The sequence below is a fragment of the Paenibacillus sp. FSL E2-0151 genome (assembly GCF_037993015.1).
GTDB classification, from domain to species: domain Bacteria; phylum Bacillota; class Bacilli; order Paenibacillales; family Paenibacillaceae; genus Paenibacillus; species Paenibacillus amylolyticus.
This window is the reverse complement of the sequence record NZ_CP150308.1, coordinates 1,278,079-1,295,576: the sequence shown is the minus strand read 5'-3', so window position 1 is coordinate 1,295,576 and position 17,498 is coordinate 1,278,079. Positions and strand designations below refer to the sequence as shown.

The 17,498-nt window shown below is 45.1% G+C and carries 15 protein-coding genes; 3 read left to right on the top strand and 12 right to left on the bottom strand.

Translation table 11 applies throughout. The features are described from left to right. Nucleotides 1-89: 89 nt before the first annotated feature. A complete protein-coding gene (locus MHI55_RS05860) occupies nucleotides 90-602 on the bottom strand; it encodes a hypothetical protein (RefSeq protein ID WP_339189465.1) in 513 nt (170 codons plus the stop codon). A gap of 662 nt (nucleotides 603-1,264) precedes the next feature. On the opposite strand from MHI55_RS05860, the gene MHI55_RS05855 reads away from it, so the two are divergent. Both MHI55_RS05855 and MHI55_RS05850 read left to right on the top strand, forming a co-directional pair. Continuing rightward, nucleotides 1,265-1,846, top strand: coding sequence for a TetR/AcrR family transcriptional regulator (locus MHI55_RS05855; protein ID WP_101314711.1), 582 nt, complete (start codon nucleotides 1,265-1,267; stop codon nucleotides 1,844-1,846). Between the two features lie 76 nt (nucleotides 1,847-1,922). Then, complete coding sequence (locus MHI55_RS05850; protein WP_253505990.1) at nucleotides 1,923-4,109, top strand: YhgE/Pip domain-containing protein; 2,187 nt, start codon at nucleotides 1,923-1,925, stop codon at nucleotides 4,107-4,109. Between the two features lie 154 nt (nucleotides 4,110-4,263). On the opposite strand, the gene MHI55_RS05845 is transcribed toward MHI55_RS05850, so the two are convergent. From MHI55_RS05845 to MHI55_RS05800, 10 genes are all read right to left on the bottom strand, one after another. After that, nucleotides 4,264-5,013, bottom strand: coding sequence for a hypothetical protein (locus MHI55_RS05845; protein ID WP_253505988.1), 750 nt, complete (start codon nucleotides 5,011-5,013; stop codon nucleotides 4,264-4,266). Nucleotides 5,014-5,040: 27 nt separating this feature from the next. Further along, entirely contained in the window at nucleotides 5,041-5,790 is a 750-nt protein-coding gene (locus MHI55_RS05840) for a hypothetical protein (RefSeq protein WP_253505986.1), read from the bottom strand. 311 nt (nucleotides 5,791-6,101) lie between these two features. Beyond that, nucleotides 6,102-6,866, bottom strand: a complete 765-nt coding sequence (locus tag MHI55_RS05835) for an amino acid ABC transporter ATP-binding protein (protein ID WP_301291329.1) — start codon at nucleotides 6,864-6,866, stop codon at nucleotides 6,102-6,104. A 33-nt stretch (nucleotides 6,867-6,899) separates the two neighbouring features. Next, nucleotides 6,900-7,559 (bottom strand): amino acid ABC transporter permease, encoded by a 660-nt coding sequence (locus MHI55_RS05830; RefSeq protein ID WP_253505984.1) that lies wholly within the window; start codon nucleotides 7,557-7,559, stop codon nucleotides 6,900-6,902. A gap of 112 nt (nucleotides 7,560-7,671) precedes the next feature. Further along, nucleotides 7,672-8,442, bottom strand: a complete 771-nt coding sequence (locus tag MHI55_RS05825; RefSeq protein WP_340389262.1) for an amino acid ABC transporter substrate-binding protein — start codon at nucleotides 8,440-8,442, stop codon at nucleotides 7,672-7,674. 132 nt (nucleotides 8,443-8,574) lie between these two features. Then, nucleotides 8,575-9,132 (bottom strand): DUF4825 domain-containing protein, encoded by a 558-nt coding sequence (locus tag MHI55_RS05820; RefSeq protein ID WP_253505980.1) that lies wholly within the window; start codon nucleotides 9,130-9,132, stop codon nucleotides 8,575-8,577. Beyond that, entirely contained in the window at nucleotides 9,129-9,824 is a 696-nt protein-coding gene (locus MHI55_RS05815; RefSeq protein ID WP_253505978.1) for a permease prefix domain 1-containing protein, read from the bottom strand. The genes MHI55_RS05820 and MHI55_RS05815 overlap by 4 nt, the downstream gene beginning before the upstream one ends. Beyond that, the gene (locus tag MHI55_RS05810) at nucleotides 9,821-10,180 is read right to left on the bottom strand and encodes a PadR family transcriptional regulator (protein WP_253505976.1); all 360 of its coding nucleotides are present in this window, start codon (nucleotides 10,178-10,180) and stop codon (nucleotides 9,821-9,823) included. The genes MHI55_RS05815 and MHI55_RS05810 overlap by 4 nt, the downstream gene beginning before the upstream one ends. A gap of 452 nt (nucleotides 10,181-10,632) precedes the next feature. Then, complete coding sequence (locus MHI55_RS05805) at nucleotides 10,633-12,138, bottom strand: alpha-glucosidase/alpha-galactosidase (protein ID WP_047841825.1); 1,506 nt, start codon at nucleotides 12,136-12,138, stop codon at nucleotides 10,633-10,635. A 190-nt stretch (nucleotides 12,139-12,328) separates the two neighbouring features. Next, nucleotides 12,329-13,342 (bottom strand): helix-turn-helix domain-containing protein, encoded by a 1,014-nt coding sequence (locus tag MHI55_RS05800; protein ID WP_253505974.1) that lies wholly within the window; start codon nucleotides 13,340-13,342, stop codon nucleotides 12,329-12,331. A 181-nt stretch (nucleotides 13,343-13,523) separates the two neighbouring features. On the opposite strand from MHI55_RS05800, the gene MHI55_RS05795 reads away from it, so the two are divergent. Then, nucleotides 13,524-14,141 (top strand): histidine phosphatase family protein, encoded by a 618-nt coding sequence (locus MHI55_RS05795; RefSeq protein ID WP_340389260.1) that lies wholly within the window; start codon nucleotides 13,524-13,526, stop codon nucleotides 14,139-14,141. A gap of 409 nt (nucleotides 14,142-14,550) precedes the next feature. Here the strand turns inward: MHI55_RS05795 and MHI55_RS05790 are convergent, their stop codons facing one another. Further along, nucleotides 14,551-16,887, bottom strand: a complete 2,337-nt coding sequence (locus MHI55_RS05790; RefSeq protein WP_253509396.1) for a rhamnogalacturonan lyase — start codon at nucleotides 16,885-16,887, stop codon at nucleotides 14,551-14,553. Between the last annotated feature and the right edge of the window lie 611 nt (nucleotides 16,888-17,498).

The window sequence follows — 17,498 nt, the reverse complement described above, 5'->3', positions numbered from 1 at the left end:
CCAAGGCTCATGAGTGACTACACTCAAAGCCTTGGTTTTTTGTTGTTACCAGGGTAGGTGGGTAGGTTCTAGTTCTATACTTCCCGGTATCATTTAACAGACAGTATTTCTTCTGCTCTTATCATGATCTTTTTCTCATCATTGTAGCCGGATTGTTCGGATCGAAATCCAGCATTAAGAATAAGATCGGCCTCACTATTCGATATATATTGAACCTGCTCCGGTGTAAGGGTTATTTCAACTTTTTCTGAATACCAGCTATCTTTCGTTAATTTCGTTACCAATTCTTCGCTGGTACTCGACCTCGGCGGGAGAAGCGTCTTGCCATCCATTTGCAGATCGATATCAAAAAGCTGTTTCGAATGGAAAATCTCGTGGTTGACATCTTGTCCTCTATACCTTATTCCCGGTTGAAAAGTGAAGTCGTGATCACCAGATTGTTGGACACTTAATCGGAGTTCATAATCACCCAATTGTCTGGTTGCCGTCATCGTCTGTCCCTCTCTTTGAATCCGGTCTGCTGTATCGTTGCTTTCCAATGATGAATCGGAACAACCGAGTAGGACAAGACACATCATCAGGATGTAGGAGAAATATTTCAAGGTAGACCTCCTCTCATTCTAATATATAATTTGGCTCTTAGATTTTGGACGCAGAATTGTACCATTAAGTTACATTGTTAATAAAATATAAAAGAAGTTCTCCGCTTAAGAGAAAGCATATCTAAACAGCCCATAGTATAGAGGTCCAATCGCGATAACTAAAGTTATCAACATCCAAACTCTCCTCGTCATAATTGGTAATCCATCCAAAATCTCTTCCCCTTCGTTATCCTTTAAAAGCATTGCGAATAATACATCCCATAACAACGCTGCCACAGTAATAAATTTCCACAAAGAAGGATTTAAAATAGCTGTTTCCGTTACATATCCTAGCAACCCTATCCATGTAATAACGGATACGACAAAATCGATTTTGCTAAGTTTCGACTTATACTTTCCTTTAATAAGATACGAGAGTGATGCTGTGCCAAGTAATCCAAGATAGATCGTCCATAAAACGTGTTTTATACGTACTCCTCATCCGTACTTCCTCTACTCATTTATTGTTTTCATCCCCCAGCCCACATTATGACAAAGATCACATCCACCTTCCCCGTTCAAGTGCTACAGTTGTTAACGACCAGATGACCGAAATAGTAAATTGGTCATTAGATAACTTACCTTACCCATTACCTTTCAACATATAAGGAGGTGCATATGCGATGAAAACGATAGATCGAAGGCAACAGGTGATGGATTCTGCCGAGAAATCCTTTGCCCTGTTTGGCTACAAGGCCACAACGATGGAGCAGGTTGCGAGACTTGCCAATGTGGGCAAGGGAACGATCTATACTTTTTTCGAAAATAAAGAAGAACTGTTTAGCGAGATTCTGCGCTCGATCATTGCGGATATGAGACAGATTACAGAGCAGACTGTGAAGGAAGAGAACTCCTTTCTGGATAACGTGCATATGAGTATGGATTCTTTGCTGGAGTATCGGGAGGAACATGAGCTGTTGATCAAACTCTTTCAGGAGGTCAACGAGTTCGGTACACCGCAAGCCAAGGAAGGTTTGCAGAAAGTGGAGACAGCCATTCTTGAATATCTGGAGCGTCAGGTGAGCCGTGCCATGGAATTAGAGCAGATTCGCAGAGATGATCCCAAGCTGGTTTCTTTTGTCCTGCTGAAGCTGTATGTCACCTTAACCTCGGATTGGAACAAAGCGCATCCTACGCTGCATAAGGATCAGATCAAGGATTTTGTGGGCCTCTTTCTCAAGAATGGCTTATCCCCCACCACATAGAGAAAGGTGTATCACTTGATTCAAAACATAATAGAGATAGAACAAACGGAAAGCGTAAGGATAGGGAGAGAACATGATGAAATCATTCCACGTATTTGGGCAGGATCTGAAGTCCGCCTTCAAGAAACCAAAAGTATTTATTCCGATCCTCGTTGTACTGTTCATTCCGGTATTGTATAGTGGCCTGTTCCTGAACGCATTCTGGGACCCTTATGGCAAAATGAACGAGTTACCTGTGGCTGTGGTCAACACGGATCAGGGGGCAGTCTACAACGACAAATCCCTCGAGGTCGGTCAGAATCTGGTCGATGAATTGAAAAAAAGTGATGATTTCGACTGGCAATTCGTGACTCGTGAACAAGCAGAACAAGGTATGCAAGACAACACGTATTATATGACGATTGTGATTCCGGAGGACTTTTCCACCAAAGCAACAACCCTGATGGATAAGCACCCTGAGCCGGCAGACCTGATCTACGAACCCAATGAAGGATACAACTTCCTCGCAGGTCAGATTGGCGGCACGGCGGTCAAACAAATTCGCTCCAAAGTCGCTGCCAAAGTCACAGAATCGTATACCGAAACGTTATTGGATCAGGTCGAAAAAATCTCCGGCGGTTTGGCGGATGCCGGGGATGGCGCAGGTCAGATCCGTGATGGCGCGATCAAGCTGGATAAGGGTGCTGCTACATTAAAAGAGAACCTGTCCAAACTGGCCGCAGGAACCGATAAGCTCGAAACGGGCGTAGTTACATTAAAAGAAGGTACGTCCACTCTCGCCCAAGGCACAGATGATCTTCATACTGGCGCGAGTGCCCTGTCCAATGGATTGTCCCAATTGGCAGCAGCAGGCAAGAAGCTGGGTGATGGAGCAACCCAGGCTGAAGCGGGTGGAAAACAGTTACAGGCAGGAATTCAATCCGCTCAAGAAGGTGCAGCCAAGCTGGATGCAGGACTGACAGCTTCCGAGGAAGGTAGTGCAAAGCTGACTGCTGGGCTGCAAAGTTCTGTTGAGGGTAGCGGCCAAGTTAGCGAGGGCGCCAAAGCGGTTGCGCAAGGTCTTGCCCAATTAGCCGAAGCGAGTCCAGAACTGGCCGCAAGTCCAGCTGTGCAGCAGCTCCTGGCAGTAAGTCAGGCTGTAGCCACTGGCAGCGAACAGGTGTATCAGGGCGGGCAGCAATTGGTCGCAGGCAGTCAAAACTTGTACGCTGCACAACAGCAACTGCATCAAGGCAGCAGTCAGTTAGTGCAGGGTGAACAACAACTGGTACAAGGTGCCACGCAGTTATCCGCCGGACAAGAAAAGCTTGCGACTGGTTTACAACAGTTCAATTCCAAATTATCCGAAGCAGCCGCTGGAGGAGCCAAACTTGCGGATGGTTCAGGTCAATTGAATGCTGGTGCAGGCAAGTTGGTTGCGGGTGTAAGCCAGTTCACTGATGGAATCTCAACCCTTGCAGATGGCTCACATAAGCTGGATGAAGGTGCTGGTCAGTTAAAAGAAGGTACCCTTAAGCTAACAGACGGCTCTGGCGAACTTGCCACCAAGTTGAATGAAGCGGCTGAGCAGACGGGTAGTGTAAAAAAGACCGATGAACTCGTAACCATGTATGCAGAGCCTGTTCAGGTCGATGAGCATAAATATAACGAGGTACCCAACTATGGTACAGGATTCTCGCCATACTTCCTGTCACTTGGGCTCTTTGTCGGCGCATTGATTGCCACACTGGTTGTACCCACACGCGGCAGCACGGTTAGCGAAGCAAGTGGCTGGAATCGTTTTATGAGTAAAACGCTGGCTTTCACACTCATGAGTGCAGTGCAGTCCCTGCTTGCTTCATGGCTGGTCTTATACGGCTTGGGTCTGGATGTTCAGAGCGTTCCATTGTTCCTCTTGTTCAGCTTTGTTACCAGCCTAAGCTTCATGTACATCATTCAGGCACTGGTGACTTGGCTGGAGAATCCGGGTCGTTTCCTCGCGATTCTGATGCTGATCTTCCAACTTACTACCAGCGCGGGCACCTTCCCGCTCGAATTAATTCCAAATTGGCTGAAAGTGTTTAATCCATGGCTGCCTATGACCTATTCGGTAACGGGTTATAAAGCAGTCATCTCAAGTGGACAGTTCGGTGTAGCCTGGGATCAAATTGGTATTCTGTGCATATTCGCCGTGATTGGGCTTGGAGGAACCTTAACGTATTTCCTGATGCATCGCACCACGGAGAACGCAAACGTCAGCAGTGAAGTCGCACTTCACCTGTAAATTCGTAAATTAAAAAGCAAAGGCGTGTACCTAAGCCCCCCTCTTCTGGACAACAAGAGGTGTGAGTCAAAGTACGCCTTTGCTTTTTTTAGTATTAGATAACTCTGTTTACTTAGCACAACTCACTAATATTTTTATCAAAATCATTTATGTTTTACCTCGGATTCAAGGAAAACAAAAAATTCCACGTTGATCCTTTCACTTCAATTTTCGCTGTAGTTTTTGTACCAACTCTTGCACCAGCAGAAGGGACATTTACTGAAGTCCATCCATAATCCCTTGGAAGGATTGTACCAGAACCATTCAAATTTATAATCTTTGTTTGGTTACTCACTGCCTTACCGTTAATCCCCATACCATTTTGTTGAATCTCCATTTTTTTATCGGTTACTTTGTACAGTGAGTCTTGTATTTCTAATCGATAGTCAATTTTGTTTATGTTTATATAACTAAATCCGGGATTGTCCAAATTTACAGTATAGTAAATTGTCTCATAAAAAATCATACCGTTATTGGAGTCAGATTCATTACCTTTTGTTTGATGCTCTGATGCTGCTCTAATTTCAGTTTTGTACTGAACTGCTTCTTCTCCAGTTTTTTTATCAATGAGGTCATACAGTTTTTTGGTTTGTAATTCTTCTACAGACCCTATTATTTTCTCACCAGTTACATCGTTATCCATTGCTATCTCTATTTGAGAACTAGATGTATGCCCAAGAAGACTTGACTCTAACTCTTTTTCATTTAATATACTCTGTTTATGAGTGTCAGCATAACTTCTTTTAATAGTATACTTTTCAGTATCAAATGAATGTTCGTTTTCCTGTGCAAGAACAGAAGTATTTCCCAATGAAATGAGTAATAGAACGGATAATATTATTCTTGAAAATCTCGGTTTTCTCAAAATTATTCCACCTTTCATTATTTTTTCTTACCTCGGATTCATACTAAATGAGAATTCCCACGAATTCGACCCTCTTGTAACTAAAGCAGTTGTTTTAGTTCCTAATCTAGTTATTAGATGATCAAATCGAGTAGCGACCCATCCGAAATCTCTAACCAATATCGTTCCTGAGCTATTTAAATCAACTGTAATAAATTGATCTTTGTACTTATTATCATTAATCCCTGTGCCCTTTTGATTGATGAGCATTTTCTTTTGAGTTACTACATACTGTGGTTCTTGCCTTTCAAATCTGTAATCAATTTTATTAATATTTATATAATCGACAACATTTGTTGTTGCCGTATAATAAATTGTTTGAAAGTATTTTAATCCTCCAGATTTATCAATTCCATTATCACTTGCTTGGTTTTCTGTTGAAGCCATAATTTCTGCTTTATAATGTACAGCTTCTTCGCCAGTTTGTTTATCTACAAGGTCATAGAGTTTCTCAATTTCTACATTTTCAATTAGACCAAGGCTTGTTTCACCAGTTTCTGTATCAGTTAACTTAACTTCTCCCAAAGATATAAGACTATTAGAGATTTTGCTTGTTGCATAATTTTTATTAGCTTCATCACTCTCTTGGTGTAGGTTAGAAGATCCTTTGACAATCTCGTACTTTTCCTCATCGTAGGTCACATCATCAGATAGAGCTGAAGAAGACGAACCAAAAGCAAAAGACGTAATAAAAAAAATAGAAACCATACATAGTTTCAATAATGAACCGTATCTCATAATATTCCTCCTCTTATAAATAATTCTTAAACCATATCATAAATATTTATAAAAAGTAACAAATAGTGGATTTTATCCTAAATAACATACTTTATACCTATGCAATTAGGAGGTTTCAACTATAAAATTAGTTGATAATTAATCAATTCAGCTGATTTATACCAAACTCATTTACTTCACTTTTTGTAAAATGAAGATGAAGATTGAATTCATTTATTTTTTTTCACCAAAAAACGCGATGAACACACCACCCTGGGATGTATTCGTCGCGTACAGGTTATTTTCACATATAATACATTTCTTAAATTAATTCAACGAGACTCCTCTTGCACTTCCACCCGCTGCAAAAACGTCCGGGTACGTGCAAGCTTTGGATTGCCGAAGATCTGTTCTGGAGGCCCCGCCTCTGCGATCTCCCCGTTATCCATGAAAAATACACGATCCGCAACGTCACGGGCGAAGCCCATCTCATGCGTGACAATCATCATGGTCATGTTCTCCTGCGCAAGCTGTTTGATGACACGCAGCACTTCTCCCGTCAGTTCGGGATCGAGTGCCGATGTCGGCTCATCGAACAGTAGAATGTCTGGTTGCATCATCAGTGCACGAGCAATGGCAACACGCTGTTTCTGTCCACCGGACAGATTGGCCGGATAGACATCAGCCTTGTCCGACAGCCCTACTTTGCCGAGTAATTCAAGACTGCGATGCCTGATGACGCTTGAACTTTCTTTTTTCAAAGCCTTCGGCGCGAGTTCCAGATTAGCCTGTACGGTCAGATGCGGGAACAAGTTAAAATGCTGGAATACCATACCCATACGATCCGTCATCTTGCGAATATCTGCGGCACCTGCGTAACGGCCATTATCAACCAACGTCTGATCCTGAATGCGAATCGTTCCGCCCGAAATATCCTCCAGATGAATCAGGCTGCGCAGCATCGTACTTTTCCCCGAACCGGAAGGTCCAATCACGGCAATTACTTCGCCTGGTTCCACGTTGAAAGATACCTGCTTCAGCACCTCAAGTGTACCGAATGATTTTCTCAATTGATTTACTTCTATTATATGTGTCATATGCAGACAGTCCTTTGATTGATCAGATTTAATTTATTCATATGAAAAACGCTTCTCCAATGCCTTGAACAGCAAAGTAAGCACCAATGTTATAAGCAGATACATAATAGCTGCTAAGAAAAAAGGAAACAACTTGGCATCTCTATTCACTATCCCTTGAGCGTAAGAAAGTAACTCAGGTACAGCAACGGCATACAATAATGCTGTATCCTTGACCAACGTAATGGATTCATTCGCTGTTGCCGGAAGTACTACTCGGACCATCTGAGGAATGATGACTTTGGTCATTGTCTGCCACTTCGTTAATCCTAGTACCTTCGCTGCCTCATGTTGCCCTTTATCAATGGAAAGCAGTCCGCCCCTGAAGATTTCAGCGAAGTACGCCGCATAGTTCAAAATGAACGCAATCGCCGCTGCAACAAAGCGATCAAACACCAAATGCTCACCAATTACGGGAAGCAAAGGAAGACCAAAACAGAAGAAAAACACCTGCAGAAGTAATGGTGTTCCACGCATCACATAGACGTATGTGTGTGCAATCCATGCCAATGGTTTAAACTGACTTCTCATGGCGAGCGTTACGGCAAATCCAAGTGGCACAGACAATACGATGGCTACCAAAAACATAATGATCGTTGTCTGGGCACCCTCCAGCATAGGTTTTAAAATCGTCAATATATAATCCCAACTCATTGTTTTGTCTCCTCTAATCTGTTAACCCCGCATTCCTCTGGAGCATAAATCGCTCCAGCATGGAATACGGGGTCCGTTTTGTTTCTAACTATATATCAGGTGTGTAACCTGCCTATTTCAGAACCTTATCTTCACCCAACCATTGGGTGGAAATTTTAGCTGCTGTTCCATCTGCATTCAGCTCATCCAGCGCTTCTTGCAGTTGATTCAGAAGCTCTTCATTGCCTTTTTTGATACCAATGCCATATTGTTCCGGTGCAAGAGATTCATCCAGCAGTTTGAATGTTCCCTCTTCTTTGGACATGTAGTATCTAGCTACCACTTCATCAATGATGACCGCATCCAGACGTTTTGTCTTCAGATCCGTCAGTGCAAGCACGTTATCCTTAAATTCGGAAGCTTTCACTTTATCCTTCAGGGGACTTGCTGCTAATGCATCTGCCGCGGAGGATAGTGCCTGCAATCCAACATTTTTGCCATCGAGTTCATCCAGCTTTGTAATTGGTGAGTCTGCCAAGGTAATAGCTACTTGGCTGTTTTCCAGATACGGCTTCGTGAAGAGCACTTTCTCTTTACGCTCATCCGTAATGGTGTACCCGTTCCAGATCATGTCGATCCGGCCACTGTTCAGCTCTGACTCTTTGGAAGACCAGTCGATCGGCTGGAATGTGATTTCTTTACCCATTTTCTCCGCTGCAGCTCTTGCGTAATCAATATCAAAACCTACAATTTCATTCTGCTCGTCCCGGAAACCCATTGGAGCAAACTTATCATCAATTCCTACAACAATCGTGTTATCGTCTTTGCTTGCGGAACTGGAACAACCAGCCACAATCAATACACATATACTAATGAATAATAGTAAAATCGCTTTTTTTCTCATCTCTCGAACCCCTCCATGTCTATAACCAAAACCCAAACGCTTTAGTTCGTTACCACGTTATCAGAGATTTATAATAACATAGCATGGGAGAAGAGTCGAGTCTCTTGCCTATTTCCTTCTATTTCATGCAGCTTAATTGTAAACAATCTGTGAAAAAGCCTTTTTCACTTGTGCCGGTTCTACCAGCTTCTCGCGTACAGTCGAATTCCATAGCTCCGGGTTCTGAAGCTCCTTTAATTCCGTACCTGTCCATTGTTGGGCAGATTCACGACGTAAGGTATGGCTGGTATTCTCAAACTGGTAGACGATCTGCTCCAGATTATCAATCATAACAAAGTTCGCAACCGCATTATATACAAGTATCCGCTCAAGTTCCTCTGCATCCATCTCACGCGTATCCAAGCTATAATTCACTTGGACCGTGAACGTCTCCGGGTACAGTTGGTAACCATTCAATCTTTCACGTAAAGGTAAAGCCTGATTCAGATGACTAAGGTTTGAATTATCACCCATGTAGGGACTGCGATATTTGGCTAAAGCGGCAAAATCATGTGTCAGCGGATTCTGCTGCTCTTCCTCGTACCGAGCCTGTTTCGCCTCGATCTTCGGATTAACGAAGCCTTCAACAATCACCAAGCCAATGATGCCCAACACAACAAGTGTTATAATCCATATGTTTCTAATTCTCATAACGCATCACTCACTTCATACTTACTAACGATCCGATACGCCCGATGCACAACCAAAGGAATAATAACACTTAGTAATGGGATGGCAAAGGCAATGACGATCACTGCAAACTGATAGGGTCCATCCACCTGAATGGGTCGATTAAACCAGATGTTGCTTCCGAATCGCAACGCTGCCTGCGTTCCCCATAGTACGAGTATTAATGCTGCCCACAACCACCATATCCTGCGATTCCACTGCACTAAGGCAGGGATTCGAATAACCGTGGTTTTCACGGAAGTTGCAGAATCGCTCGTCTTGTTGATCAACAGATACAATACATACATTCCACCAACAATGAGACTCACGATCATAAACAGATTGTTTATGGCGGAGCCTTGCATCAGCACTCTCATTGGAATGGTAATGATCCAGGCTATGAGGCTATAAATCAGAGCAGACTGCAACAACGCTGTCCAGTAAGGAACACGTTGTACCCTTCGATGGTCACTCATCACTTCATCCATACCAGCGATATGCTGAATGGCGGTCTGGAACGCCTTCTCTTCACTCATACCCTGCGAGATATAATCGTCAATCCGCGCAGCGAGATTGCTGTGAATCTCTTCTTTTAATTCTCGATTGTCTAATGTATCTTGTGCGTGAGCGAACAAACGATTCACATGGCGAGTGATGCGAGCTTCCAATCTCATAGGTCTTCATCTCCTTTTTCTCCAGTGACAATCATGCAATCAATCAGTGCCTTGGCTGCTTGCCAAGCATGAATCTGCTCTCTATAGGCTTCAAGGCCTTGCGTTGTAATTCGGTAATATTTGCGTCGTCCTCCCTGCGTCTCTTCCCCCCAGTAGGACTCCACATATCCACTCTTCTCCAGCCTCTTCAAACTGGAATAAAGCGTAGGTTCCTTCAATTCAAACTGCTCTCCGCTCTTACGATAGATCTCCTTAATAATGCTGTAGCCATAGTTATCTGCGGGTATAAGTACACTCAGAATGATGGGGTCAATATTGCCCCGAATCAGATCACTGTTAATCACTTGCACATCCATCTACGAGTTTCACCGACTTTCTTCCGTCCTGTGTATACTATAAGACACATTACTATGTCTGTAAAGGTAATATGTATCACATGGTAAATATGCATCGCAAGAGTAACACTAGCAACATTCCTCTCTTGCAAATAAAATTCTTTAATACGATAAGAACATTGACCACATTGGTATTTCTTTCAACTTTGCTGATATTATCCGGCTGTAATCCTACTCCAAGTCATGTTGCAAACAAAACTGCCTCACCCTCAACTCTTTGCGAGAAGGTTCATTCCAGTTAGCGCAGGAAAAAGGTACTCATTATTATGGAGCCTTTGCCCGCTGGATTTCCTCTCAAAATTCGCAGGTTTCCTTGGGTGATACCTCTTTTGCCTTTGTTATCCGTGGTTTCGAAAAAAAATAGAAATAAACAGGGCCCCTCCAATTTTGGAGAGGCCCTTACGCATTTTTATCTATTGCTGCACTTTCTCGCGATCTTTCCCTTTATCGGATTCACCCGCGTTTTTGTTCGCAGCATCGCGATCCTGTTTCATTTCTTCCACCGTTTTCACCTTAAGACGTGCTGCACCTTCATATTCCTTTGTTGGAATCAAGTCACCTGCAGCAAGTCTTGCTTCTGCAGCTGCAATCGCATCTCCGTACTGCGGCAACCACTCGGCCTGTGCAACCAGCATCTCGTCGACCATCTGCCAGATTTCTTTTGGATTACATACGGCACCCACGAGCGGGTCCATCATGAACGCCTGACGAAGTAATTTGTCATCTCCGTTCACCGCGGCTTCAACCGCGAGCCGTTGCACGGAGATGCTCACGTTACACACGGCAGCCGGTCCAAGTGGAAGATCCCCTACATGTGGCATAGAGATACCGTTACGGTCCACATATCCCGGTGCTTCTATGATTGCATCATCCGGCAGGTTCGAGATGACTCCATTATTAACGGTATTGAAATGTCCACGATAGACACGTCCCGTTTCCAGTCCCTCGATAATATACGAACCGTGCTCCTCGCCCCGTTTTTCCGGAATGAATTGCATCGGTTCATCCTTCATCCAGTTAGGAAAATCAGTCTCAAACCAGTTGCGCCCCTCGGTACACACCCGCAAATATCCACCCGTCTCTCCGTTGATCCAGTTGCCCAGGTCGATCCATTCGTTAATCTCTTCCGGACGTTTGCGGTACCACGGCACATATTCACTCAGATGACCATTTGATTCCGTGCTGTAGTAACCGAAGCGGCGCAGCATATCGATCCGCACTTTCTCGGTGCGGCTGTACTCGGGATGTTTTTCGAAGGCTTCGAGCAGATCACCTGTAAGATCCTTACCTTCATGAGAAGCCTGGATATACCAGGTCTGATGGTTGATGCCGGCACAGACAATATCCACTTCACTCTTTTTCAATCCAAAAGCTTCCGCAATCTGATGATGACCATGCTGTACACCATGACACAGTCCGATCGTCCGCACACCGCCGTACTTGTTGCAAGCCCATGTCAGCATCGCCATCGGATTGGAATAGTTCAAGAGCAGTACGTCGGGTGCACTCTGTTCACGAATATCTTTACAGATGTCCAACATCTCGGCGATTCCGCGTTGTCCATACATAATGCCGCCTGCACACAGCGTATCGCCGACACATTGATCAACACCATATTTCAGTGGAATATCCACATCCGTTGCAAATGCTTCCAGTCCCCCAACACGAATCGTACACAGTACATACTTCGCATCTTTCAACGCTTCTTTCCGATCCGTTGTTGGCTGAATCTGAATATTCAATCCATTCTCACGGATATCCCGCTGACACAGCTCAGTCACCATGTCCAGATTGTGCTGGTTAATATCGCAAAACGCAATCTCGATGTTGTTAAACTCTGGTACCGTCAGCAAATCCCTTAACAAACCCCGTGTAAATCCGATACTTCCTGCCCCGATAAACGCCACTTTAAACGACATGCCTATGTCCTCCCCTAAATCCGAATCTTTCGCTTCGGTTAATGACCCTCTTCATGAAATCATTGTACCAACCGCAAATAGGGAAGCGTTATCAAAATCATGACCTGTTCAAGATCTTGTTGTCAAAAATCCTAACTTTTACGCGCCAGTCCCACTAATCGATACGTCTTCGAAAATAACTGCAATCGGCTCATTCATCCGACGGGTACTGACTAACATGTCGTTCCATAGAGGAGCGAAATTCGACCGGAGTCATGCCCGTCGTCTTCTTGAATAACATATGAAAATACTGACGACTGCCTACTCCAACATAGTCGGAGATTTCCGAAATCGGAATATTCGTCTGCTGAAGCAGCATCTTGGCCTTCTCCATGCGAAGCATCGTCAGGTAGTCGGTAGGTGTGTGCTGCGTGTGCTGACGAAAAATACGATGTAAATAGCCTGGATGCAGATTAACTGCTGCCGCAATATCCTTCATCTGAATGTTGCGATCCATATTGTGATGCATGAATTCAATGGTTCGTTTGACGTACAGTTCCGCCTGATCTGGCGCACTCCGGCTCATTTCTCCACGCAGACGTGCAACACGGACCAGCAACTGGATGAACAATGTACGCACCAGCATGCCCTGTTCTGGAGACGTTAGATTTCGGGCCTCGCGGTGATGCAACCTTTCTTCTGGCGGAATGATCTTCATCGGCACGTTCGATCTTCCTTGCTCCAGCAGACCACGCTGATCGAGTTCCAGCACCAGACTTTTCATAATGTGATACACCTCTTCCGGGTCAGGCAGTACCAGATATGGCGAAGCATTAGTGAGTAGAGTGTGGACTTCTTCCTCTTCCAGCGCGAGTTGGCGAATGGATAGCTGTCCAGGAGGCGAGTTTGAGAATGCAAACTCCACATTAAGCATCCGGCAAGGAACGCCATCTTCCACCAGTAAACGGTGCGGGACACCTGCATCTAGCATAATGAACTGCCCTTTTTTCAAAATCGCCTGCTCCGAACTCCCATCCGACATCTGCACATCCACCCGGCACATTCCCGAAATAATATACATGATCTCTGTCGAATCATGATTGTGATAGGACATACGATAGTTGTCCCATTGCTTGTAGTAGTACGCGTAAAATCGCGGCCCGCAATCCTCTGTTCGCAAACCCTCCTGATACAGGCTTCCTGTCCAAGGCTTTGTGATGCTCATGTCGATACCTCCATTCCTTCAACGATCGATCCTCACTTTTCACCATTGTAACAATTCTATAGGTTGAATATAAACTGTCTTGCTTAAAAGCCTCATTGCAATATTTAATTAGATGAATATATAATTAGTTTATCATCTAATCATTTATGTGAACTGTCTATAACTAAGGAGGTTTCCAATCATGAGTACCACCTTTCATTTGGTGAGACATGGTCTCAAAGAACGAAGAATCGGTGATGTCTCCCTCACTTCCGAAGGGGTTTTACAAGCCGAAGCCACAGCACTTCATTTTGCCAGAGCTACCTTTCCCGTTACTAAAATCCTTACCAGCCCACTTCGACGAGCCCAAGAAACCGCCAACATGATTGCCCGCCACACCCATTCCCATATAACCGAAGATCCTCGCCGGCGCGAACGTGCCAATTGGGGCGATTGCCCGGATCAGTCATTCGAAGAATTCATTGCGATGTGGGATCGATGTACGTCTGACCCAGATTACATTCCACCCGTGGGTGACTCGGCCAAACAGGCTGGTGAACGGCTGGCCTCCCTCCTAACCGAATTAGCTAATGAAGAGCCAGAGAACAGTAACATTATTGTGGTTGCACATGGTGGACTCATTACTGATTTTCTGGTGCAAACCTTTACCGAGGGCGAGCTTAACGTCTGGCATTCCGATTTTATAGCTATGCAGAACCAACTTATTCCCGAGTGCTCCATCACCACCTTGATCCATGATCAAGGTAACTACACTATTAAAGCGTTCGCTTATACCGTGCATCTATATAAGTTGAAATAAAGATTATTTACACTGACACTACGATGACAGAACAACCTTCCAATCGCTGTTATCCCCAGATTTATTGATTCTTTTACTAAAGGGAAAATCCGGGGATAAAGGCGAACGCTTCGCTTTTTCAGGTTTTTTCTGTCCTCTCCGTTATCGTGTAAATGATTAGTTCAACTTATTTAGACTTAACATATGAAAAAGAATGATGTAACACGGATGGATTGAATCACGCCAACCTCTACCCGCAGATCCTAATGTAAAAAAAGCTCTGAAACCTCCATGTGACGAGACACATGGGAATTCCAGAGCTTCCAAGCTTCGATGCCAACACTTAAAACTAACGACGCTGCGTTACGTTACATCCTGATCATGAACACATATTATGTTGCTATTGTTAGCTATTATTACTCCGGCCTGCTTACTTTCCGCCCTTACCTGGCGTGTAGAACTTAGGCAGCGTTACTTTGGACCAGTCCATATCCGATGCCATGTAGAAGGACGGATAGGACGGCTGGTTGTATCCACTGTTCTGTCCGGCAATGCCCACACGATACATCGCATCATGCATCAGCGTGTACAGCTTGCGGTCTGTCTTCTCGGTACTCAGATAGATACGAATCGCTGAACTGTCGGTGGTTCTCACCAGCATCTCTTCTCTCCAATCCCCGAAGATATCAGCTACGAGAGAAGGTGTACCTTTGGTGTGATTGTTGGTCAGTGTGCCTGTTGCCGTCAGCAACGTGCCACGATTCCAATCTTTGATTGTAGGTGTGACGTCGATGGCACCTTCAACGATCTGTGTCGTCATATCGGCAGACCAACGAATATTCATATTCGTTCCCGGCATCTGATCACTGATTTTCTCACCCTTAGCTGTCCACAAACCTACAGCCCATGTCTCAAGTCCACGCCGAGTCGGATCAACATCACCCACCATGCCGCGACCGGTATCTTTCCCCGTGTACCCACCATAGATTACTTCTCCGGTCTTCGCATCACGCAGGGAATAACCATATGGCGCCCAAGGCCCACCCTCGTGTACCATAAAAATCTCAAGTCCCGGACGATCCGGGTCAATATCTGCCACATGAAGTGCGTCCCCATGACCCAGACGGGCAATCGTTCCCGGTGCAGCACTCTCGGCTGGCATCAGGTCTGTGGAGCTGTACAGCACGCTGCCGTCATGATCAATTGTAGCGGAGCCATAGATAATCTCCTGTTTGCCGTCTCCATCCACATCCGCCACACTGAAATAGTGTGCACCTTGAGTGGTGATGGAACCATACTGCGGATCTGTGCCATCCACACCATGCGGTCCGTCATTGAATGGGTTCTTCATTGGCGTCCAGCCGCTGTCCACTTTCCATTCCTTTTTCAGCTTCTTGCCGTCCCAATTGTAGGCAACCATCGTTGAACGTGTATAGTATCCGCGTGCAAAGATTGCAGACGGTTTCTTGCCGTCCAGATACGCCACGCCTGCCAGGAAACGGTCCACCCGATTCCCCGGTTCAATCCGTGCCATGGCATAATCGCCCCACATCAGACCATCATCATGACGCTCGGGTTCATATGGAATGGTCTCCAGCTCTTTGCCTGATTTACCTTCAAATACCGTAACATACTCCGGTCCATCCACAATAAAACCTTCGAACTTGCGCAGCTCATTGCGGTTACTGCGTTCTACTGCGTACACATCAATGAAATAGTCGGCCAGGCTCTCAGCATCCTGCTGAGATAATGGGTAGTTATATTTTTTCTCCATTCCAAAAGCCTCTTCCAATGTCGCAGGCCAGTTCCCCTTCACAACCTCATCGTGTTTATGCCAGTTTTTGAACATATCCACCACGTGATCATAGTAACCATCCGCACTTAAACGATAATCATCTTCGTTCGAGTACCCTGCCTTGCGATCCTGCTTCGGAAGCGTGATGTACTTCTCGGAGGTTACTTTTCCTTTTTTGTTATATTTGATAATCTTCGTGCCCGGAGCGGTCTTGAACATCATCTCGGCCTTGCCATCTCCGTCAAAATCGTAAACTAGCATCTGTGTATAATGAGCACCTGCACGGATATTGACCCCAAGATCGATCCGGTACAACAACTGACCGTCCAAGGTGTAAGCATCAATGTAGGTTTTACCTGTGTATCCTTTTTGCGATACGTCCTTGGCGTTGGAAGGGTCCCATTTGACGAAAAACTCATATTGACCATCCCCATCCACATCACCCACGCTCATGTCATTGGCGGAATACGTATAAGCTTCTCCCGCAGGCGTCACACCATCGGCGGGTTTTTGCAGTCGAATGTCCACATACCCGTTCGCCCAAGGTTTGACTGATGCACTGCGTTTGCTCTCCTTGCCCTTCTTGTTCACCGCTGCCACTTCATAACGGGAAGAAGATTTGCCCGCGGCATCTACATAGTTGGTGCTGTCGGTGACGGTAGCGATCTTTTTGCCATCACGATAGACGTTAAAGTCCGTACCTGTCAGCCCTTTGTCGCTATACCCTGTGGCCTCGTCACCAAGCAATCTCCAACTGAGAAAAACACCTTCAGATGTCGATGCAGCCACCAGTCCCCGATCCAGATATTCCAGTTGAATCTCTTTCACGTGACTGCCCCCCTTATGTGATTGCAGGCCAGCCTCCGTCGCCCCATTACCGTTCGAAGCTTCCGCTCCGGTAATCCCAGCTGTTCCTCCAATGAGCAAAGCTACGCTGAGTGCCGAAGAGAGCACCTTGGCTGCAAGTGGCATACGAGCCTTCCTGCGACCGGATTGCTGACCTGACACCGATCCCTTATGTACCGGCGCTGTTGTTTCTGAGTTCATCCACCTTCACGCTCCTTGAGACAGAATGGGTAACGCTTGTACACATCGATGATGATTAGACGTTCGATAATCCACACAGACCTTCTTCGAAAGAAGGTTTCAACCCGCAATGATTACGCTTACAAAATTAAAAAAGAGAAATCAGCTTGCCCGACTACCAGAGTGCGGTCCCCCTTCCATTCTCTTTCCAATCCGAGCGAGGTGATCCCGCCCATCGGGTTCTATTATAGACATCCTGTCTGCCAGACCCTAGGCAAATATCCGTCCAAAACGATTAATAATCAGTGTTTTTAGGAGTCATTAGGAAATAAGTACTTGCAACTCTGAGGGTTATCCGTTCCGGTTACGAATCGTTCTTATGATCGCTGTTATCCCCGGATTTTCTTCCATCCCCTTTCCAAGGGAAAAATCCGTTGATAAAGGCGAACGCTTCGCTTCTTCAGAATCGATTTCGTCCCCTCCACTACGTTTCTCAGTTGATCAAGAACTTCAATCTAGAATGACTCTTGTAATGCATAGCAAAAAACCGCGATCCT